Raw genomic sequence first — 20,181 nt, forward strand, 5'->3', positions numbered from 1 at the left:
TGCGGCTCAGCGGCGCAGCCCAGCCGGCGCGTCGCTGGCCCCGGGGCCCAGCGAGCGCTGCACCATCACGGTGTCGCACCAGCGGCCGTAACGGTAGGCGACGCCCGGAAGCAGCCCCACCCTGGCGAACCCGAAGCGCTCATGAATGCCGAGCGAGGCGACGTTGTCGGCGTCGATATAGCCGATCATCTGGCGATATCCGGCCGCTGCGGAAGCATCGATCAGCGCCTGCATCAGCAGCCGGCCGACACCACGGCCGAGATGCTCATGGTGGACATAGATCGAATGCTTGACCGCGAACCGATAGGCTGGCCGCTTCCTGAACAGGACGACATAGGCATAGCCCACGACCTCGCCGCGGAATGTCGCGACCAGATGTGGCAGCCGATGATTGCGCAGATTCTTGCGCCGCTGCTTGAGATCGTCCGGCTCGGGCGCCCCGGAACCGGCGGCGCTGTCCTCGACCCCGCGGCGGACGTGCCGCCGGTAGATCGAGAGCATGGCCTCGACATCTTCGTCGCGTGACGGCCTGACGAGGACCGGCGGCTCGGTCTCGCGAGCCGTGATCGCGCTGTCCATGGTTCGAATTACTCTGCGCAGACATAGGTATGGAGCCGGATCCGGCCGGACTCGTCGAGCTCCTTGTACAGCCCCTGGATCTCGACGTCGAAACCGGGATAGGCGTTGAACGCCCGCTCGAACATCTTGAGGTAATCGATCATCGGCTGGGCGCGTTCGGACAGCCGTTCGCCCGGAACGATGGTGGCGATGCCCGGCGGATAGACCACGAACGGCGTCGTCGCGATGCGCCCGGCGATCTGGTCGATCGGCAGGTAGTCGACCTCGTTTCGCATCAACGCACGCGCCGCCTCGCGCGGCGACATCGCGATCTCGGGCAAGTGCTGCGGCTGGAACTGCTTCGCCTGCAGCGCGCTCACCTCGGCCTCGCGGTAGAAGCGGTGCATCTCGGCGCAGAGGTCGCGCAGCCGCAGCATGCCGTAACGCGCAAAGCGCTTGCGGGTGAACTCCGGAATGGCGTCCTCCAGCAGCACGTTGTCGTCGTGGAGCCGCTTGAAGGCGACCAGACCGCTGATCAGGGTTCCGGCCTTGCTCGCCTCGACCCCCGGCGTCAGCAGGAAGAGCAACGAGTTGAGGTCGTTCTTCTCCGCCACGATGCGGTTCTCGCGCAGATATTGCGCGACGATCGGAGCCGGGATGCCGTGATCGGCATAGCCGCCGGTGGTGCGATCGAAGCCGGGGGTGAGCAGGGTCAGCTTGTTGGGGTCGGTCATGGTGAAGCCAGCGGCGAGATCCGGAAAGCCGTGCCATGCCGCCCCGGGCGCGAGCTGCCACAGCGCGGCATCGGTCGAGAGCTGGTCGGTCGAGAGCGCCTCCCAGGCCACGTCGTGGCTAGCCCCGGGATTGGCCGCATCGGGGATCGATACGCGATCCGGAACGAATGGCTCGAAGAACCAGCGCCGCGCCGGATCCTTCTCCTTCTCCTCGAATTCGCGGCGCATCGCCCGGATCTTCTTGCGCAACTCGATGCCGAGCCGGATCGTGTCGTCCCACAGCACCTCACCGGAGCGGCCCTTCATCATCTGTGCGCCGACGTCCAGCGAGGCGAACAGCGGGTAGAACGGCGATGTCGAGGCGTGCTGCATGAAGCTTTCGTTGAAGCGGCGATGCTCGATCCGCCGCCGCTGCCCCTTGATGTGGCGGTCCTTGACGTGGATCTGCGATGCCTGGGAGAAGCTCGCGAGCTGCTTGTGGGTCGATTGCGTGGCGATGATGCCGGGAGCGTCGGGCCCGAGATCGCCGAGGCCCATGGCGAAGCGGCCGGCGTAGAGCGGGTGGAATTTCATGAAGCCCGCCCAGGCCTCGTCGAACATGATGTAGTCGCAGAGGTGCCCGATCCGCTTCAGGATCATCTCGGCGCTGTGGATCGTGCCGTCATAGGTGCACTGCTCGACCACCGCGACGCGGAACGGGCGCGGCTTGCGCCAGGCGTCAGGATCCTTGACCAGCGGGTTGTCGCGGATCTGTTGCCGGAGGTGCTCCTCATCGAGCAGATCCCAGCGCATCGGGCCGATCAGGCCCCAGGGGTTGCGAACCGTTGGGACGTAGATCGGGACTCCGCCGGAGATCAGCAGCGCGCCGTGATGGGCGGCCTTGTGGTTGTTGCGGTCGAACAGCACGAGGTCGCCGTCGGTGACCAGGGCCCCGAGCACGACCTTGTTGGAGGTCGAGGTACCGTTGAGGACGAAATAGGTCTTCTCGGCGCCAAAGATCTGCGCCGCTTCCTTCTGCGCGCGCAGCGCCGGCCCCTCATGGGTCAGGAGATCGCCGAGATCGAGCACGGAATTGTCGAGGTCGTCCCGGAACACGGCCTCGCCGAGATGCTCGACGAAGACCCGGCCGATCGGGCTGCGGCTATAGAACACGCCGCCATTGTGCCCGGGGCAGGTCCAGAGCTGGTTGCCTTCCTCGGCGTAGTCGACGAGCGCGCCGAAGAATGGCGTCTTCAGTGTCTCGGCATATTGCTTCAGCCGGCTGACCAGGTTCTTGGCGATGAAGGCGGGCGTCTCCTCCGACAGGAAGACATAGCCGTCGATGAAGTCGAGCACCTCGACCGGCAGATCCTCGAACCGCTTGCGGCGGATCAGGAGGATGATCGGGAAGTCCAGTCCGCGACGGCGCATCAGGTTGATCAGCGACGCCGTCTTGCCTTCCAGGCCCTTCTTGCCCCAATCGACGACCATGCAGCCGATCGCGGCATCCGTCTGCACGGCGATCTCGGCGTCCTCCAGCTTGCGGGCGCGCACCACCTCGAAGCCCGAGCGCTGGATCTCCTCGATGATCTGGTTGAAGCGGACGCCCGCAAGGTCGTCGGTCTCGAAGACGGGCGCGGCGAACAGGAAGGTGAAACGGCGGAAGTATTCCATGAGAGTCTTTCGGGCTGCGTGGGCAGCCACCTGTCGTCACGTTCGATGACGGTTCGATGACAATAGGGCGCCTCACGGAGCTTGTCTCGGCCGCCTCGCAGTGGCAATCGTCCTGAACCCGAGTGATGCTGAAAGGATCCGTGGTGCTTCCCGAATGGATCAGCCTTGATTGTGTGGCCCCGTCCGAGCTCCATCGGCAGGCGGCGCTGGAACGCCAGGCCCAGTTGACCAAGCCGATTGGCGCCCTTGGGCGATTGGAGCAGGTGGCGGTCGAGCTGGCGGCGCTGCAGGCGTTGGAGCGGCCGGGGGCCGATAGGGTCCCGGTGGTGCTGTTCGCGGGGGACCATGGCATCGCGGCACGGGGCGTGTCGGCGTATCCGCCGGAAGTGACGGTGCAGATGCTGCACAACTTCGCGGCCGGTGGCGCGGCGATCTCGGTGCTGGTGCGCAGCCTGGGCTGTCCGCTCGAGGTGGTCGATGTCGGTACGCTGGCGGATGAGCCGGTGCCCGGTGTCGTCGTCGACAAGCCGCGGCGCGGCACGCGCGACTTCAGCACCGGGGCGGCGCTGACGCCGGAGGAGGTCGCGTTCGCGGCCGACGCCGGACGGCGCGCGGTGGCGCGGCAGGCCGATCACGCGCCGCAGCTCGTGATCTTCGGCGAGATGGGGATCGGCAACACGACGTCGGCGGCAGCCATCGCCGCCGCGCTGCTGTCATGCGCGCCCGCGGACATCGTCGGCAGTGGCACCGGGCTCGACGCCGCCGGGCGGGCGAGGAAGGCTGCGGTGATTGCCGATGCGTTGGGGCGACACGGGCTCACGGCGGGAGCGGCCGTCGCGGACGTCCTGGCTGCCGTCGGCGGCTTCGAGATCATTGCGATGGCCGGCGCGATCGTCGCCGCCGCGCAGCGGCGCTGGCCGGTGCTGGTCGACGGCTTCATCGTCTCGGTCGCGGCGCTGGTCGCCGTCCGCCTCAATCCCTCCTGCCGTCCGTGGCTGCTGTTCTCGCATCGCTCGGCCGAGCGCGGCCACGCCATCGTGCTCGACGCGCTCGGTGCCCGTCCGCTGATCGACCTCGATCTGCGGCTCGGCGAGGCCTCGGGCGCCGCCACTGCGCTGCCGATCATCCGATTGGCCTGCGCGCTCCACGGGGGCATGGCCACCTTTGCGGAGGCCGCCGTCTCGGGAGCCAAGTCCTGATGCGGATCGATCTGCTGCGGCACGGGACGACAGGACGGGACGGCCATCTCGACGGCCGCACCGACCCGCCGCTCAGCGAGCCCGGCTGGGATCAATTCCGGCGGCAGACGCGGAGTCGGATCTGGCGCAGCGTCGTCAGCTCGCCGTTGGCGCGCGCACGTGCGGCAGCGGAGGATTATGCCCGGCTGACCGGCTGCGCGCTGGACATCGAAGCGGATTGGAGCGAGCTCGATTTCGGCCTCTGGGACGGGCGGACGCATCGCGACATCGCCGCGGAGCCCGGAGGCGAAGCCTTGCTCGACACCTTCCATGCCGATGCTGAGGTCCGGGCGCCGGGCGGTGAGAGCTGGTCCGATTTGCAGGCGCGAGTGGCGCGCGCAACACATCGTATCCTTACCCGGCCCGAGCCTGCGCCGGTTCTGGTGGTTGCGCATGGCGGCGCCATGCGCGCAGCGCTCTCGCATCTGCTCGGCTGGCCGCTGCGCCAGCTGTGGAGCCTGCGCATCCGGCCCGGCACGCGGATCACGCTCGAAGCCGGGCAGGGCGGTGATGGTGTATCTTGGGGCGAAATCGTCGAGATCATCCAGCCATGAGTCTGCGTGAATTCTGGATCGCATTGCAGTTCCTGACACGGCTGCCGACACCGCGGGTCGCTGAGTCGCGACCGGACGATCTTGCACGGGCGTCGGTCTGGTTTCCGGCAGCCGGACTGGTGATTGGCGCCTGTCTGGCGCTGGTCGCCCGCCTTTTTCATGATGCCGATCCCTGGATCGTCGCGCTGACCGTGCTGGTCGCCTGGATCGGGATCACCGGCGCGCTGCATCTCGATGGGCTCGGCGACGTCGCCGACGCGTTCGGCGCCTCGCATGGCAGGCCGGAACGCTTCATCGCCGTGCTGGGCGATCCCCATGCCGGCAGCTTTGCCGTCGTCGCGATCAGCTTGCAGATCGCCGCCAAGCTGGTGCTGATCGCCGAGCTGGCGACGGGCCCGACGGCCTGGGCGCTGGTGCTGATCCCGGCCTGGGCACGCTGGGGGACTTTGATCTGCAATAAGACCCTGCTGTCGTTGAAGCCAGGGCTGGGGGCGAGCATCTCGAACAGCGTCGGCTGGAACGTCATCGTCGCCTGGGGCGGCGCGCTCGCGATCGGCGCGCTGGCCGGTGCGGTGCCGACGCTGATCGCGATCGCTCTGGTTCCGGGAATCGCGTTCTATTGGCAATGGCGGCTCGGCGGCATCACCGGCGATTGCCATGGCGCCAGCATCGAGGTCACGGAAACGCTGCTGCTTGCCGCCTGCGTTCTCGGCTAGGACGCGCTGCCGAGCGCCTGCGCCAGCCGCTGCCAGCCTGTCTCATGGCCCGGCAGGCCGAAGCGCAGCCAGCTTGTTTGAGCCGGAAAACGCCGGACATGGATGCCATGGCGGGCGAGCCGCTCGGCCAATGCGGCAGCATCCGTGCTCTCGACCAGTCTGAACAGCGGCGTTCCTCCAAGAGCCCTGGACGTAGGGGGGCCGTGAATCCTGCAGCCGGACGTGGTCAGCATCGTATCGAGGCGTTGTCCGTCTGACATCAGCCGCACGCGTGCCTCCTGCAGCCATCGGTCGTCAGCGAGAGCAAGCGAGCCAACCGCGAGCGCAGGTCCAGACACGGCCCATGGCCCCAACGCCCGGCGCAGTTGATCGGCCAGGTCCTGGCACGTGACGGCAAAACCGAGTCTCAATCCGGCCAGACCGTAAGCCTTTCCGAACGATCGCAACACCAGCGTGGCTGGCGGCAAATTCGGTATCAGGCTTGCCTCAACGGGACAGAAATCAGCAAAGGCTTCGTCCACCACGAGCAAACCGTTGCGACGGGCGAGAAACACGCCCAGCAAGTGGAGTGTGGCGCGTGGCATCAATCGCCCCGTGGGATTGTTCGGGTTGACCACAATGGCGACGTCTGCTTCGGCCAGTGCTTCGACCTTGTCGACCAGACGCACCTGGTGGCCGCAGCTGCGCCAGCAGAGCTCATGTTCTTCGTAGGTGGGCGCCAGCACGGCAACCGAACTTGGAGCGCGAAGACGCGGCAGGATCTGGAGCAGCGCCTGGGTGCCTGCGGCTGCAACGATCGATGCGGGTGTCCGCACGCCGTAGCGTGCGGCAGCAGCGGACAACAGCGCCTGCTCGTCGAGCTTGCTGGGCAACATTGCCCAGCTCTCAGCCGGGATCGCCGGCACGGGATAGGGGATCGGGTTGATTCCGGTCGACAGATCGATCCACGGCTGTGGCGCATCCGGATAGCGACGGCTGATCGCAGCGAGATCGCCGCCGTGAAGGATCGCTTCCGGCTCGTCCGCGCGCATGCTAGTCGCTCTGTCGTCCATCTCTTTCCTTTACATGTCTTTCCTTCAGCGGAGATCGATGTTCGTCTCTCTCGCGCTCACGGCGCTCCTCGTCGAGGCGGCGGTCGGTTATCCCCAGGTCCTGGTGCAGCGGATCGGTCATCCCGTGATGTGGGTGGGCGCGCTGATAGCATGGGGGGACCGCCGCTGGAACAGGGCAGCAGACGGCTTTGCCGCACGACGCGCGCGCGGCATTGCGCTCGTGTGCCTGCTCGTCGCGGGGATGATGGCCACCGGTCTCGCCGCAACATGGGTCATGCAGGCGCTCGTCGGCGAACCGGTCGCAACCATCATCCTTGGTGTGGCGGCAAGCAGCCTGCTGGCCCAGCGCAGTCTCGACACGCATGTCGCCGCGGTTGCAGAGGGACTGGGGCAGGAGGGGCTCGAGGGTGGCCGCCGAGCCGTCTCGATGATCGTCGGCCGCGATCCCGAGCGGCTGGATGAGGCCGGCGTCGCGCGGGCCGCGGTCGAGAGCCTGGCAGAAAACTTCTCCGATGGCGTCGTCGCACCCGTGTTCTGGCTCGTCGTCGGCGGGCTGCCGGGCATCCTGATCTACAAGGCTCTCAACACCGCCGACAGTATGATCGGTCATCTCTCGGACCGTCACCGCGCGTTCGGCTGGGCGGCGGCGCGGCTCGACGATCTCGTCAATCTTCCGGCCTCGCGCCTGTCCGCGCTGTGGATCGCAGCCGCCGCGGCCTGCATCCCGAGCGCCTCGGCTTCGGCCGCGGTGCGAGCCGTCGCACGCGATGCATCGAAGCACCGTTCGCCCAACGCCGGCTGGCCCGAAGCGGCGATGGCCGGTGCGCTCGGACTGCGCCTGGCGGGGCCGCGCGTCTATCACGGTCATCTCGTCACCGATGCCTGGATGGGCGACGGGCGCGCCGATCTCGACGCGTCCGACATCCGGCAGGCCTTGCGGCTGTATCGGCTGGCCTGTTTGGTTCAAGCCCTGGTCGTCGCAGGACTCGTCCTGGTCAGGATCCTGTAGCCGCCACGGGCGGCGCGGGCTTGCTCGCCAATGCCAGGATGCGGTCAACGTCGACGTAGCGCTCGAGATGCGCCGCGAGTGCATCCAACGTCGTGTCCACATCGATCTCATAGGAGAGGCCGCTGGTCGTCGCGCCGAGGCCGCGCAGCCAATGGCTGCGCAGGCCGTCGTCGGCGAACAGGCCATGCACGTAGCAGCCGGCTACCAGGCCATCAGGCGCGATGGCGCCATCGCGCCGGCCATCGGAGAAGGTGAGGAAGGAGCGCTGTGTCGCCCGTCCCTCCGTGCGGCCGATGTGCATCTCGTAGCCGCGGAACGAGAGCTTATCGTGCGTCAGCGTGCCCTGGACCTCGCGTAACGCCTTGTCATCGGTCAGTGTCGTTTCGACGTCGAGCAGGCCAAGTCCCGCGACGGAACCAGCTGCACCCTCGTGCCCATCCGGATCGCTGATCACGCGCCCCAGCATCTGATAGCCGCCGCAGATGCCGAGCACGCGGCCGTCGCGGCGAAGATGCGCGCGGAGATCAATGTCCCAGCCGACTTCACGCAAGGCGGCGAGATCGGCGATCGTCGCCTTCGAGCCCGGCAGGATCACCATCGATGCGTCGCCGGGGATCGGCGTGCCAGGCCGCAAGAACTGCAGATCGATTCCATCTTCCAGCCGCAACGGATCGAACTCGTCGAAATTGGAGATGCGCGGATAGGCGAGGATGACGACCTTCGGTCGCTGTCCTCCCGATGATCCGCGTTCAGCCAGGCCAAGCGCGTCCTCCGCCGGCAGGCGGCGCGCATCCGGAAAATGTGGAATGAGCCCGAGCGATGTCCACCCCGTCCGCTGCGCGATCTCGTTCATGCCCGACGCAAACAATGCGGGGTCGCCGCGAAACTTGTTGACGAGGAAACCCGCCACGCGCGCGGCATCGTCCGGCGGGATCACCGTCTTGGTGCCGACCAGGCTCGCAATCACGCCGCCCCGATCGATATCGCCGATCAGCACCACCGGAATCTGCGTCGCCTGCGCAAAGCCCATGTTGGCGATGTCGCCGCCGCGCAGGTTGATCTCGGAGGCGGAGCCTGCGCCTTCGACCAGCACGATGTCGGCATCCGCCGCGAGCTGATGGAAGCTGTCGAGCACGGCCGCCATCAGTTGCGGCTTCATCGCCTGATAGGCCGACGCCTTGGCGGTGCCGATGACGCGGCCCTGCACCACGACCTGCGACCCGATCTCGCTTTGTGGCTTCAGCAGCACCGGGTTCATGTGCACCGTCATCGGCCGCCGCGCCGCGCGCGCCTGCAGCGCCTGGGCACGGCCGATCTCGCCGCCATCAGCGGTGACGGCGGCGTTGTTCGACATGTTCTGCGGCTTGAACGGCGCCACCTTGAGGCCGCGCAATGTCAGCGCGCGCGCGAGCCCCGCGACGATCAGCGATTTGCCGACGTCGGAGCCGGTGCCCTGGAACATGATGGCCCGCGCGCTCATGAACTCAGTACTCGATGCCTTCCTGCGCCCTCACGCCGGCCGCGAAATGATGCTTCACGAGGTTCATCTCGGTGACGAGATCGGCGGCCTCGATTAGCTCCGGCTTGGCGTTGCGGCCGGTGACGACGACGTGCAGATCGGGACGGCGCCCTGCGAGCGTGGCGACGACGTCTGCGATATCAAGGTGATCGTAGCGCAGCGCGATGTTGAGCTCATCGAGGACGAGCAGCCGGATCGACGGATCCGCCATCAGCTCCTTAGCCTTCGCCCAGGCGCGCTCGGCCGCGGCGACGTCGCGCGCACGATCCTGCGTCTCCCACGTAAAGCCTTCCCCGAGCGTGTGCCACGACACCTGATCGCCGAACTTCTCGATCGCCTTGCGCTCGCCTGTTTCCCACGCACCTTTGCCGAACTGCACGACGCCGATGCGAAAGCCGCGGCCGAGTGCGCGCAGCATCAGGCCCCACGCCGCCGTCGATTTGCCCTTGCCCTTGCCGGTGTGAACGATCAGCAGGCCCTTCTCCACGGTCTTGGAGGCGACCTCGGCATCCTGCACCGCCTTGCGGTTCTCCATCTTCGCCTTGTGGCGTGAATCGTCGGCGCTTCCGGTCATCGGCATTTTCTCCTGGTCACTTCAACGTCAGCGGCAGTCCCGCCGCCATCAGGATCACGCGATCCGCTAAGGCCGCGATGTCCTGGTTCAGTCGCCCCTGGGCATCGCGAAAGGCGCGCGCGAGCGCGTTGTCCGGCACGATGCCCAATCCGACTTCGTTGGACACGGCCACGATCGGGCCATGCGCGTTCCTGAGCGCGTCGATCAGCTCGGCACATCTGGCCGGCACGTTCATGTCGGCGAGCATCACGTTGCTGAGCCAGAGCGTCAGGCAATCGATCAGCATCGGTACGCCCGATTCTCCGCTTGCCCGGACGAGGCCCGCGAGATCATGCGCCGTCTCCAGCGTCTTCCATCCCTTGGCGCGGCGCGCCTTGTGCTGGGCGATCCGGTCGGTCATTTCGGCGTCGAAGGCCTGCGCGGTCGCAACATAGGTCCAAGGCGCGGGAAGGGCGGTGACGAGGGCCTCGGCATGGCGGCTCTTGCCCGAGCGCGCACCGCCGAGCACCAGCGTCAGGCGCGGCAGGGCGGGATGCGGCGGGGCGGGGACCATGGGGACGATTCCGATTGACGGGCTTTGGTGCGACCCGTATCTAACAGATGACGGTTCTCCGAAAGGAGAGATTTAGGGAACACGGTGCGGGTTCTTGACCCAAGGCCGTGGCTGCCCCCGCAACTGTAATCGGCGAGTGTGAGGCCAAGACACCACTGGGAAACCGGGAAGGTGGCCCCATGCAGCGACCCGAAAGCCAGGAGACCTGCCGTCGAGATTGCTGTTGGCCGACCCGTCGCGCGGGGAGTCGCGATGCTGGTTCTGATCCCGCCGGGATGGGTGGGATGCCGTCGGATGCAGCGCATCGTCCGGTCCTCTGGGGAGCCGGCAAGCGACGGAGACGGCCATGAAGTTGACCCGTACCACGACCTTTGCAGCCGCGAGCCTGGTGCTGCTCGCCACCGATCCCGCCTTCGCGCATCACATGATGGGGGGCAAGCTGCCGCAGACGTTTGCACAGGGGATGCTGTCCGGCCTCGGCCATCCTGTCATCGGAATCGACCATCTGGCGGCGATCGTGGGCGCGGGCATCGTTGCAGCGCTTCTGGGCCGCGGCTTCGCGCCGGTGCTCGCCTTCACCACCGCGATGATCGCGGGCGTCGGCCTTCATGTGGCCAAGGCCAACATCCCGGCTGCCGAGCTGCTGGTCGGCCTGACCACCGTCGTGGTTGGGCTGGTGGTGGTGATGCGTGGCCGTTTCGGTGTGCTGCCCGTCGCCGGCCTGTTCGCCGTGACCGGTCTCGTCCATGGATATGCGCTGGGCGAATCGATCGTCGGGGCCGAGAACACCCCGCTCGGGGCCTATCTCGTCGGTCTGCTCGTGATCCAGACCATCATCGCCGCCGGCGCGTTCCTCGGCACAAGGCTGCTGTCGGCGAAGGCCAAGACGGCTGCGCCGCTGGCGCTGCGGCTCGCGGGCGCTGCCATCGTGCTGGTGGGTGGGGTCGCCGCGGCGACGGCGGCCGGCGTGATCGGCTGATTGATGACCGCATCGGAGACTGGTGAGACGACGCTGTTCGTCTGCGTCACTTGCCGTTCGCAGGGGACGGAACCTACGCCGCCTGATCAGCCGCGGGCCGGAGCCCGTTTGCTCGCCGCGATCGAGACGTTGCCGACCGCGCAGCGCGCCGGTGTCACCGTTGTCGGTGTCGAGTGTCTGTCGAACTGCAATCGTGCGTGCACGGTTGCGGTGACGGCGCCGGGCAAATGGACCTATGTGCTCGGCGCGCTCGATCCGGATCTGCATGCGCGGGATGTGCTGACATTTGCGCAACTGCATCAGCGCCATGACGCCGGTCTGCCGGCCTGGCGCGAGCGTCCCGAATACATTCGCAAGAACACCGTCGCGCGCGTGCCTGCGCTGTCTGCGCCACGCTGAAAACGAGAGCTCGCATCGCCATGACGAAGTCGTTCGCCAAGACGCCTTGCACCATCGTCACCGGTTTCCTCGGCGCCGGCAAGACCACGCTGGTGCGCAACCTGATCGAGACCGCGAACGGTCGCCGGCTTGCCATCATCGTCAACGAGTTCGGCGATGTCGGCATCGACGGCGACATCCTGAAAGGCTGCGGCGTGCCGGACTGTCCGGAGGATCGCATCGTCGAGCTGTCGAACGGCTGTCTGTGCTGCACCGTTGCCGATGATTTCGTGCCGGCGCTCAGGAGCCTGCTGGATCAGAAGGAGCCGCCCGAGCATATCGTGATCGAGACCTCGGGGCTGGCGCTGCCGAAGCCGCTGGTGCAGGCCTTCAACTGGCCGGAGATCGCGACGCGCGTCACCGTCGACGGCGTCGTTGCGGTCGTCGATGGTCCGGCGGTGGTCGCGGGACGCTTCGCCGATGATCCCGAAGCGCTCGCCGCGCAGCGCGCCACCGATGCGTCGCTCGATCACGACAATCCGCTGGAGGAGGTCTACGAGGACCAGCTGCTGTGCGCCGATCTCGTCGTGATGAACAAGAGCGACCTGATGAGCGAGGAGCAGCGCAAGGATGTCGCCGCCGAGATCGCGGCGAAGGTGCAGCGTGCCGTCAAGGTGATCGCGACGGAGCACGGCAGGCTGTCGGCTTCGGTGCTGCTCGGGCTCGGTGCCGCCGCGGAGGACGATCTCGCGGCCCGGCCGTCGCATCACGACAACGAGGCCGAGCACGATCACGACGATTTCGAGAGTTTCGTGCTCGACGTTCCGGCGCAGGCTTCGCCCGATGCGCTCGTCGACCGCATCGCGGCCGCCGTCGACGCACATGATGTGTTGCGGGTGAAAGGGTTCGTGGAAGTCGCCGGCAAGCCGCTGCGCCTCCTGGTGCAGGCCGTCGGCAGCCGCATCCAGCATCAGTTCGAGCGCCCGTGGCGCTCGGGCGAATCGCGGCAGGGGCGGCTGGTGATCATCGGCGAGCGCGGCCTCGATGCCGCTGCCATCCAGAGCCTGATCACAGGATAGTCACCGATGCACCTGCTGGCGACAACGGGCGCGGATCTCGACGACCTCGAACAGGCCGTGGATCTTGCACAGTCGCCGGCCGAGATCGTCGTGCTGTCGTTCTCGGACACCGACCTGTCGGCGCTGGCCGAAGCCTGGACCGTGTCGTCGGATGACCTGCCGAGCCTGCGCCTCGCCAGCTTGAAACGGCTGAAGCATCCGATGTCGGTCGATCTCTATGTCGACCGCGTCGTGCTGGGCGCGCGCGCCGTCGTCGTGCGCTGTCTCGGCGGGCTCGACTATTGGCGCTACGGGCTGGAGCGCATCGCATCGGTCTGCCGCAGCCGCCACATCCTGTTCGCGGCACTGCCGGGTGACGATCGCGCCGACGACAGGCTTGCTGAGCTCTCGACCTTGCCGCAGGACGCGACCTCGCGTCTCTACGGTTATCTGCACGAGGGCGGGGTCGGCAATGCGCGCGAGGCGCTGCGCTATCTCGCGACGCTGCTCGGGCGCGACGCGCAGTTTGCCGAACCGATCGCGATCGGTTCGATCGTCGGCTTCATGCCCGATCGCGGAGCCGTCGGCATCGATGATCTCTGCAGCCATGATGATGCGCGGCCGAGCGCGCTGATCGTGTTCTACCGTGCGAGCCTGCTCGCTGCCGATACGGCCGGGATTGCTGAGCTGATGCGGGCGATCGAAGCCAAAGGGCTGGCGGCAGTCGCGGTCGCGGTGACCAGCCTGAAGGATCCCAATATTGGGGATGCACTGGCGCGACTCGTCCAGCGCCGGCGTCCTGCGATCATTTTGAACGCCACCGCGTTCTCGGCGCTGCGCGACGGCGGCACCACGGTGCTCGACGTGGCCGATGCACCAGTTCTGCAAATCATCCAGGCGCAGAGCACGGAAGAGGCCTGGGCCTCGTCGGTGCGCGGACTGTCGCCGACGGACCTTGCGATGAATGTCGTGCTACCGGAGCTCGACGGCCGGCTGTTGGCGCGCCCGATTGCGTTCAAGGGCGAGGCGCCGGCGGATGAGCGTCTGCAGTTCAGCGCGATGCGCTATGTGCCTCAACAGGACCGCATTGCTTACGTCGCGCAACTGGCGGCGCGATGGGCGCAATTGCGGGGGCTGCCGGCCAGCGAGCGGCGCGTGGCGCTGGTACTCTCCGATTATCCGTCGCGCGGCGGGCGTTGCGGCTACGCCGTCGGTCTCGACACCAGCGCAAGCGCAGCCGCCATTGCGCGGTTGTTGGCGGAGGCGGGGTACGATATCGGCCGTGTAGCGCCGACTGCGGACGATATCGAAACGCTGCTGCGGGACGAGGCAGATCAGCTCGTGGTGCCGCTCGCGGCCTATCGGTGTGCTCTGGCGCCGTTGCCGGACGATCTGCAGCGTGCGCTACATGACATCTGGGGAGAGGCGGAAGCGGACCCCGCGTTCCGGGATGGCGCCTTCCATTTTCCGGTGCTGCGTGCGGGAGAACTCCTAATCTTGTTGCAACCGGATCGTGGCAGTCGCGCCGATCGCAAGTCCGGTTATCACGACACCAGCGTGCCGCCGCGGCACGCCTATGTCGCGCTCTATGCATATCTGCGAGAGGCCGAGCGGATCGATGCGCTGATCCATCTCGGTGCGCATGGCACGCTGGAATGGCTGCCGGGCAAGGCGCTGGCGCTGTCAAATGCCTGCTGGCCGGAGGCCGTGCTGGGCCCGCTGCCGGTGATCTACCCCTTCATCGTCAACAATCCCGGCGAAGCGATGCAGGCCAAGCGGCGGTTGTCGGCACTGACGCTCGGGCATCTGACGCCGCCGCTGTCGCAGGCCGGTCTGCACGGATCCCTGCTGGAGCTGGAGGGGCTGGTCGAGGAATATGCCGAGGCGGATGGCCTCGACAAACGCCGCCTGAAACTGCTCGAGGAGGAAATCGTCGCGCGGGCCTGGCAGGGCGGCCTGGCCGCCGATTGCGGGCTCGACCGTGCCATGACCGGACGCGAGGCGATCGCGCAGCTCGATGCGCAGCTCTGCGACATCAAGGAGCTCGCGGTGCGCGACCGCCTGCATGTGTTTGGGGAGGCGCCCGACACGGCGGCGACCGCCCTGCTGGCCGATGCGATCACGGCGGCGATGGGGCAGGCGGTGACGGTCGATCGCGCCGACATCGCCGCACGGATCGCCGCGAGCGCTGCGGCCGAGCGCAGCGCGTTGCTCGCCGCGCTCGATGGCCGGCGCGTTGCTGCCGGTCCCGCCGGAGCGCCGAGCCGCGGCCGTCTCGACGTGCTGCCCACGGGCCGCAATCTGACCGCGACCGATCCGCGCGCGATCCCGACCCGGACCGCGGCCCTGGTCGGCGTACGCGCGGCTGATGAGGTGATCCGGCGCTATTTGCAGGATCATGGCGACTACCCGCGCGCGCTCATGCTCGATCTCTGGGCGTCCGCATCGCTGCGCACGGGCGGCGACGATCTGGCCCAGGCCTTGGCTTATCTCGGCGCGCGGCCGCGCTGGGACCTCAACTCCAATCGGGTCACCGGCGTCGACGTGCTGCCGTTGGCGATGCTCGACCGCCCGCGCATCGATGCGACGCTGCGGATCTCGGGGCTGTTCCGCGACCTGTTCGAAGCGCAGATCGCGCTGTTTGATCTCGCCGTGCAGAAGGTGGCGTCACTCGACGAGGACGATGCCGACAATCCGCTGGCCGCGGCACGGCGGCGCGGCGAGAGCCTGGCGCGCGTGTTCGGCGGCGCGCCCGGCAGCTACGGCGCCGTTGCCGCCGACCTCGCGCTCGGGATGGACTGGACGAGCCGGTCGCAGCTCGGCGAAGCGTATCTTGAGAGCACCGCTTACAGTTTCGGCGGAGCGCATGACGGCGTGTCGGCCTCCGACACGTTCCGCGCCCGCGTCCGCAGCGCCGATGCCCTCGTGCATCCGCAGGACGATCGGGAGCGCGATCTGCTCGATGGCGAGGAGGTCGCCGACTTCGCCGGAGGCTTCGCCGCCGCTGCAGCGTCGCTCGGCGCGTCGCCCGTTCTGCTGCATCTCGACACCAGCCGTCCGGAGGCGCCCGCGGCGCGGAGCTTCAGCGAGGAGATTGCCCGCGTGGTGCGCGGCCGTCTCACCAATCCGCGCTGGATCTCGGGAATGCTCGCGCATGGCTACCGCGGCGTCGCCGAGATCGCGCAGGGCGTCGACGCGCTCTACGCCTTTGCGGCTACCTCCGACACCGTTGCCGAGCACCTGTTCGATCTGGCGCATGGCGCGCTGCTGCGTGACGAGGCCGTGCTGGACGGCATGACCGCACGCAATCCCGCGGCCGTCGCCGCGATCGTGGCGCGATTCGAAGATGCGCTGCGTCGGCAGCTGTGGGTGCCACGCCGAAATGCCGTCGCCGATGAGCTTGCGCATGCCCGCACGCGCCTGACGCAAGCGGAGAGCGCGTCATGACCGCCTCGGTCGAGATCAAGGGCTGGTGCCCGGGCGCGCGGCGGCCGATGCCGAGCGGCGACGGCCTCATCGTTCGTGTCCGGCCGCATGGCGGCGCGTTGCCGGTGTCGGCGCTGCGTGAGCTTGCCGAGGCCGCTCGGCGCTACGGCAACGGCCAGATCGACCTCACGCGCCGCGCCAATCTGCAAATTCGTGGCGTATCGTCCGAGACGCTCGCGCCGCTGTGGGAGCTGATGGCATCGCTCGGCCTGCTCGATGACAGCGCCGAGCTCGAGGCCATCCGCAACATCGTCGTCAACCCGCTGGCGGGACTCGACCCGGCCGAATGGGTCGACATGCGCCCCGTCGCCGCCGAGTTGGAGACGCTGCTGGCCTCGGATCAGGCGCTCCATGCGCTGCCGCCCAAGTTCGGCTTTGCGCTGGACGGCGGCGGCAGGCTGCCGCTGACCGGGCTCGCCGCGGATGTTCGTCTCGTCGCCTGTGGTGGTACTGAGGCGAGGCGGATCGCCGTCGGCATTGCCGGTTCGAACGACGATGTGTGGCTGGGAACGGCAGCCGTGACCGACGCGGCGTCGACGGCCGTTCACCTCGCGCGGCTGGTGCTGCAACACAGCCCGACGCAACGTTCCGCGACGTTGCAGCCGCAAGCGAGCGCTGCCATCCGCGCCGAACTGGGCCTCGATGTTTCAAACGCCGTCGCGACGGCGTCAGCAACCATTTCGCAGCGACGTTGCGGCGTCATCGCTCTGACGGATCAAACCTGCGCCGTCGGTCTCGGCGTGCCGTTCGGCCGTATTGATAGCGGCACGCTGGCGCGGCTTGCGGCCATGCTTGCGGTACACGATGTCGCCGAGGTCCGCTTGTCACCATGGCGCGCGCTGTATGTCGCCGCGGGTGCCGTGACCGCGGAGCAACTGGCGGCGGATGCCGCCCGGCTCGGCCTGGTCGTCGACGATGCCGATCCACTGATGCGCATCGACGCCTGCTCGGGCGTCGGCTGCTGTCCATCGACCGGATTGGCGACGCGACAGCATGCCGGCCTGCTCGCGGATGCGATGGCTCGGACCGGATTCAACGGCACGCTGCACGTCTCCGGCTGCGCCAAGGGCTGCGCACGCTCGGCAGCCGCGGACGTCGTGCTGGTCGGCGAGGGCAAAGGTTATCACGTCGTCCGCAACGGCACGGTGAAGAGCGAGCCCTGCGGCATGCTCGATCCCACCGAGATCGACGTCGACGGGCTGTTCGAAACGAAAGAAAAGGCCGATGTCTGAGCTGCGCGACTACATCAAGGACGGCGCCGAGATCTATCGCCGCTCGTTCGCGACCATCCGCGCCGAGGCCGATCTGTCGCGCTTCCGCGGACTGGAAGAGAAGATCGCCGTGCGTATCATCCATGCCTGCGGCATGGTCGAGATCACCTCCGACATCGCGATGTCCGAACATTTCGCCGCCGCGGCGCGGGAGGCGCTCGATCGTGGCGCGCCGATCCTGTGCGATGCCAAGATGGTGGCGCAGGGGATCACGCGGGCGCGGTTGCCGGCGAGGAACGAGATCATCTGCACGCTCGATGCGCACGAGGTGCCGGCGCTCGCCGCGCAGCTCGGCACGACCCGATCCGCAGCAGCGCTGGAGCTGTGGCGGCCGCATCTCGGCGGCGCCCTGGTGGCGATCGGCAATGCGCCGACGTCGTTGTTTCATCTGCTCGACATGCTCGATCAGGGCGCGCCGCGACCGGCGGCGGTGATCGGAACGGCTGTGGGGTTCGTGGGAGCCCGCGAGTCCAAGGAGGCGCTCGCGGCCGATGGTCGGGTACCGTATCTGGTCGTCAAGGGCCGCAAGGGCGGCAGCGCCATGGCGGTTGCGGCGGTGAATGCGATCGCGAGCGACGTCGAATGATCCTGCTCGACACCATCGCGGGCTCGGCCGATCCGGGTACGCTGTACGGCATCGGCGTCGGTCCGGGCGACGTTCGCTATCTGACCTTGCGCGCCGCTGGTCTGGTTCGGTCCGTCGACGTGGTGGCGTTCTTTGCCAAGCGCGGCATGGAAGGCAACGCGCGACGGATCGTAGCGCCGTTGATGGAATCCGGCCGCCACGAGCTGCGGCTCGAATATCCGGTCACGGAGGAATTGCCCGTCGCCGACTTGTCCTATCAGTCCCAGATCGCCGATTTCTACCGGCGCGCGTCGGAGAGCATCACCGCGCATCTGGCGGCGGGGCGATCGGTCGGTCTGCTGTCCGAAGGCGACCCGTTCTTCTACGGCTCGTTCATGCATATGTGGCGGCGGCTCGAGCGCGATCATCCGGTCGAGGTCGTCCCGGGCGTCACCGGCATGTCCGGCTGCTGGACCAAGGCCAATGTTCCCATCACCTGGGGCGACGATGTCCTGTCCGTGCTGCCGGGCACGCTGGGCGAGGACGTCCTGCATGACCGGCTGACGCGTTGCGAGGCCGCCGTCATCATGAAGGTCGGGCGCAACCTTGCTAAAGTGAAGCGCGCGATCATCAGCGCCGGATTGCTCGATCGCGCGCTCTATGTCGAGCGCGGCACGATGGAGGCGCAACGTGTCGCGCCGCTGGCCGAGGTCGAACTGGACCGCGGCCCCTATTTCTCGATGATCCTGATCCCCGGACAAGGGCGTCGGCTATGACGGGTACGCTGACGATCGTGGGCGTCGGCCCGGGGCGGGCCGAACTGATCACGCCGGCCGCCGCGGCCGCCATCGCAGGCGCGACCGATCTGATCGGCTATGGACCGTATCTCGACAGGGTGACCACGACGAGTCCGGGTCAAATCCGGCACGCCAGCGACAATCGCGTCGAGCTCGACCGCGCCCGCCACGCACTCGGGCTCGCAAGCGACGGCAAGCACGTCGCGGTGGTGTCGGGCGGTGATCCCGGCGTGTTCGCGATGGCCGCGGCGGTGTTCGAAGCGGTCGAGGCGGGACCGGCGGCGTGGCGTGACCTCGACATCCGCGTCGAGCCTGGTGTCACAGCCATGCTGGCGGCGGCGGCCGAGGTCGGGGCGCCGCTCGGTGGCGACTTCTGCGCGATCTCGCTGTCCGACAATCTCAAGAGCTGGACGACCATCCGCCGCCGCCTCGAGGCGGCTGCCGCCGCCGACTTCGTCATCGCGCTGTATAATCCGCTGTCCAAGGCGCGACCTCATCAGCTGGGCGAGGCGTTCGCGCTGTTGCGGCGGATCAAGCCGGAGTCGACCGTCGTCGTCATGGTGCGGGCCGCCGGCAGTGGTGATGTCCGACGGATCATCACCACCTTGGGCGAGGTCGATCCCGGCAAGGCGGACATGCGAACGCTCGTGCTGATCGGATCGACCGCCACGCGCCTGATCGCGCGCGAGGGAAAGGCGCCCTACGTCTATACGCTGCGCCGCGAGGTCGAGGGCGGCGCATGAGCCAGTCGTGCCTCCAGCCATTGCAACGCGGCTCGCGCGCCGTCCAGCGCGACGCCCTGCGGCTTGTCGGGTCGGGCGATCATCACCACGGGAATCGCGAGCCGCCGCGCGGCTGCGATTTTCGGATAGGTCGCGGCGCCTCCGGAGTTCTTCGACACCACGAAAGCGATGCGCTCCTGGATCAGAAAGGCTTCCTCTGTCGCCTCGTCGAACGGCCCGCGATCGTGGACGAAGCGAATGTCGGGCGGCAACGCGACGTCGCCAGGCGGATCGATGGTTCGCGCGACGTAGTGATGCTGCGAGGCTGCTGCGAAGGCTGCGAGCTCCAGGCGACCAAGGCTGAGGAACACACGCGCCGGATCTGCTCCGAGCGCGGAAGCCGCGTCGTCGGCACTGCTGACCTCGATCCAGCGGTCGCCGGCCTGACGTTGCCATGCCGCGCGCCGGATCGACGCCAGCGGCACCGACAGCGCATGGCAGGCTGCAACCGCATGTCGCGAGATCTGGTCGGCGTAGGGATGCGTGGCATCGACGACGGCGTCAATTGCATGATCGCGCAGCCAGGCTTCCAGTCCGGCGATGCCGCCGAAGCCGCCGATGCGCGTCGGCAGCGGCTGCGGTCTGGGCGAAGCGGTGCGGCCGGCGAGCGAAAGCGTCGCTGCGAACCGGTCGTCGCCGGCGAGCAGCTTCGCCAGCTCCGAAGCCTCGGTCGTCCCGCCGAGAATGAGGATGCGCATGCGGGGC

The 20,181-nt window shown here is 67.8% G+C and carries 19 protein-coding genes and 1 riboswitch; of the genes, 12 read left to right on the forward strand and 7 right to left on the reverse strand.

Features of this window, described 5'->3' with window-relative positions; genetic code table 11:
* Positions 1 to 6 precede the first annotated feature (6 nt).
* Positions 7 to 579 carry a GNAT family N-acetyltransferase gene (locus ACQR03_RS31530; RefSeq protein WP_315828438.1) on the reverse strand — a complete coding sequence of 191 codons (573 nt, stop codon included), beginning with the start codon at positions 577 to 579 and terminating at the stop codon, positions 7 to 9.
* A gap of 8 nt (positions 580 to 587) precedes the next feature.
* Positions 588 to 2,945, reverse strand: a complete 2,358-nt coding sequence (locus ACQR03_RS31535; RefSeq protein WP_315754541.1) for an Orn/Lys/Arg decarboxylase N-terminal domain-containing protein — start codon at positions 2,943 to 2,945, stop codon at positions 588 to 590.
* 143 nt (positions 2,946 to 3,088) lie between these two features.
* Here ACQR03_RS31535 and cobT point away from each other — a divergent pair, with 143 nt between their 5' ends.
* Genes cobT through ACQR03_RS31550 form a run of 3 tightly spaced genes read left to right on the forward strand, consistent with a single transcriptional unit; the run spans position 3,089 to position 5,453 of the window.
* Complete coding sequence (gene cobT / locus ACQR03_RS31540) at positions 3,089 to 4,144, forward strand: nicotinate-nucleotide--dimethylbenzimidazole phosphoribosyltransferase (RefSeq protein WP_316203082.1); 1,056 nt, start codon at positions 3,089 to 3,091, stop codon at positions 4,142 to 4,144.
* Positions 4,144 to 4,737: a histidine phosphatase family protein gene (locus ACQR03_RS31545; RefSeq protein ID WP_434842240.1), complete on the forward strand. Its 594-nt coding sequence runs from the start codon at positions 4,144 to 4,146 to the stop codon at positions 4,735 to 4,737. The genes cobT and ACQR03_RS31545 overlap by 1 nt, the downstream gene beginning before the upstream one ends.
* Complete coding sequence (locus tag ACQR03_RS31550; RefSeq protein ID WP_316171915.1) at positions 4,734 to 5,453, forward strand: adenosylcobinamide-GDP ribazoletransferase; 720 nt, start codon at positions 4,734 to 4,736, stop codon at positions 5,451 to 5,453. The genes ACQR03_RS31545 and ACQR03_RS31550 overlap by 4 nt, the downstream gene beginning before the upstream one ends.
* On the opposite strand, the gene cobD is transcribed toward ACQR03_RS31550, so the two are convergent.
* Positions 5,450 to 6,505 carry a threonine-phosphate decarboxylase CobD gene (gene cobD / locus ACQR03_RS31555; protein ID WP_315754534.1) on the reverse strand — a complete coding sequence of 352 codons (1,056 nt, stop codon included), beginning with the start codon at positions 6,503 to 6,505 and terminating at the stop codon, positions 5,450 to 5,452. The two genes, ACQR03_RS31550 and cobD, sit on opposite strands and share 4 nt — an antisense overlap.
* Before the next feature lie 37 nt (positions 6,506 to 6,542).
* Between cobD and cbiB the strand changes: the two genes are divergently transcribed.
* A complete protein-coding gene (gene cbiB, locus ACQR03_RS31560) occupies positions 6,543 to 7,514 on the forward strand; it encodes an adenosylcobinamide-phosphate synthase CbiB (protein WP_316194002.1) in 972 nt (323 codons plus the stop codon).
* On the opposite strand, the gene ACQR03_RS31565 is transcribed toward cbiB, so the two are convergent.
* From ACQR03_RS31565 to cobU, 3 genes are read right to left on the reverse strand one after another with little or no spacing between them, the layout of a single operon-like run.
* The gene (locus ACQR03_RS31565) at positions 7,501 to 8,994 is read right to left on the reverse strand and encodes a cobyric acid synthase (protein ID WP_315754531.1); all 1,494 of its coding nucleotides are present in this window, start codon (positions 8,992 to 8,994) and stop codon (positions 7,501 to 7,503) included. The two genes, cbiB and ACQR03_RS31565, sit on opposite strands and share 14 nt — an antisense overlap.
* Positions 8,995 to 8,998: 4 nt before the next feature.
* Positions 8,999 to 9,607, reverse strand: a complete 609-nt coding sequence (cobO, locus tag ACQR03_RS31570) for a cob(I)yrinic acid a,c-diamide adenosyltransferase (protein ID WP_315718430.1) — start codon at positions 9,605 to 9,607, stop codon at positions 8,999 to 9,001.
* A gap of 16 nt (positions 9,608 to 9,623) precedes the next feature.
* Entirely contained in the window at positions 9,624 to 10,160 is a 537-nt protein-coding gene (cobU, locus tag ACQR03_RS31575; protein WP_434842241.1) for a bifunctional adenosylcobinamide kinase/adenosylcobinamide-phosphate guanylyltransferase, read from the reverse strand.
* Positions 10,161 to 10,194: 34 nt separating this feature from the next.
* Positions 10,195 to 10,387: riboswitch (cobalamin riboswitch) on the forward strand.
* Between the two features lie 119 nt (positions 10,388 to 10,506).
* Here cobU and ACQR03_RS31580 point away from each other — a divergent pair.
* From ACQR03_RS31580 to cobJ, 8 genes are read left to right on the forward strand one after another with little or no spacing between them, the layout of a single operon-like run.
* Positions 10,507 to 11,139 (forward strand): HupE/UreJ family protein, encoded by a 633-nt coding sequence (locus ACQR03_RS31580; protein ID WP_315828430.1) that lies wholly within the window; start codon positions 10,507 to 10,509, stop codon positions 11,137 to 11,139.
* 3 nt (positions 11,140 to 11,142) lie between these two features.
* Positions 11,143 to 11,538, forward strand: a complete 396-nt coding sequence (locus ACQR03_RS31585) for a DUF1636 domain-containing protein (protein WP_315718433.1) — start codon at positions 11,143 to 11,145, stop codon at positions 11,536 to 11,538.
* 20 nt (positions 11,539 to 11,558) lie between these two features.
* Complete coding sequence (gene cobW, locus ACQR03_RS31590) at positions 11,559 to 12,596, forward strand: cobalamin biosynthesis protein CobW (RefSeq protein WP_315718434.1); 1,038 nt, start codon at positions 11,559 to 11,561, stop codon at positions 12,594 to 12,596.
* A gap of 6 nt (positions 12,597 to 12,602) precedes the next feature.
* A complete protein-coding gene (gene cobN / locus ACQR03_RS31595; RefSeq protein WP_434842242.1) occupies positions 12,603 to 16,022 on the forward strand; it encodes a cobaltochelatase subunit CobN in 3,420 nt (1,139 codons plus the stop codon).
* On the forward strand, positions 16,019 to 17,293 hold the full coding sequence (gene cobG / locus ACQR03_RS31600) for a precorrin-3B synthase (protein ID WP_316203070.1): 1,275 nt from the start codon (positions 16,019 to 16,021) through the stop codon (positions 17,291 to 17,293). The genes cobN and cobG overlap by 4 nt, the downstream gene beginning before the upstream one ends.
* Positions 17,286 to 17,918, forward strand: a complete 633-nt coding sequence (locus ACQR03_RS31605; protein ID WP_316171921.1) for a precorrin-8X methylmutase — start codon at positions 17,286 to 17,288, stop codon at positions 17,916 to 17,918. Before cobG ends, ACQR03_RS31605 begins: the two co-directional genes overlap by 8 nt.
* Positions 17,915 to 18,673: a precorrin-2 C(20)-methyltransferase gene (locus tag ACQR03_RS31610; protein ID WP_316171922.1), complete on the forward strand. Its 759-nt coding sequence runs from the start codon at positions 17,915 to 17,917 to the stop codon at positions 18,671 to 18,673. Before ACQR03_RS31605 ends, ACQR03_RS31610 begins: the two co-directional genes overlap by 4 nt.
* Positions 18,670 to 19,437: a precorrin-3B C(17)-methyltransferase gene (gene cobJ, locus ACQR03_RS31615; RefSeq protein WP_316184483.1), complete on the forward strand. Its 768-nt coding sequence runs from the start codon at positions 18,670 to 18,672 to the stop codon at positions 19,435 to 19,437. Before ACQR03_RS31610 ends, cobJ begins: the two co-directional genes overlap by 4 nt.
* Here cobJ and ACQR03_RS31620 read toward each other — a convergent pair.
* The gene (locus ACQR03_RS31620) at positions 19,401 to 20,174 is read right to left on the reverse strand and encodes a cobalt-precorrin-6A reductase (protein ID WP_316184481.1); all 774 of its coding nucleotides are present in this window, start codon (positions 20,172 to 20,174) and stop codon (positions 19,401 to 19,403) included. The two genes, cobJ and ACQR03_RS31620, sit on opposite strands and share 37 nt — an antisense overlap.
* Between the last annotated feature and the right edge of the window lie 7 nt (positions 20,175 to 20,181).

Source organism: Bradyrhizobium sp. HKCCYLS3070 (genome assembly GCF_051167575.1).
Classification (GTDB): Bacteria; Pseudomonadota; Alphaproteobacteria; order Rhizobiales; family Xanthobacteraceae; genus Bradyrhizobium.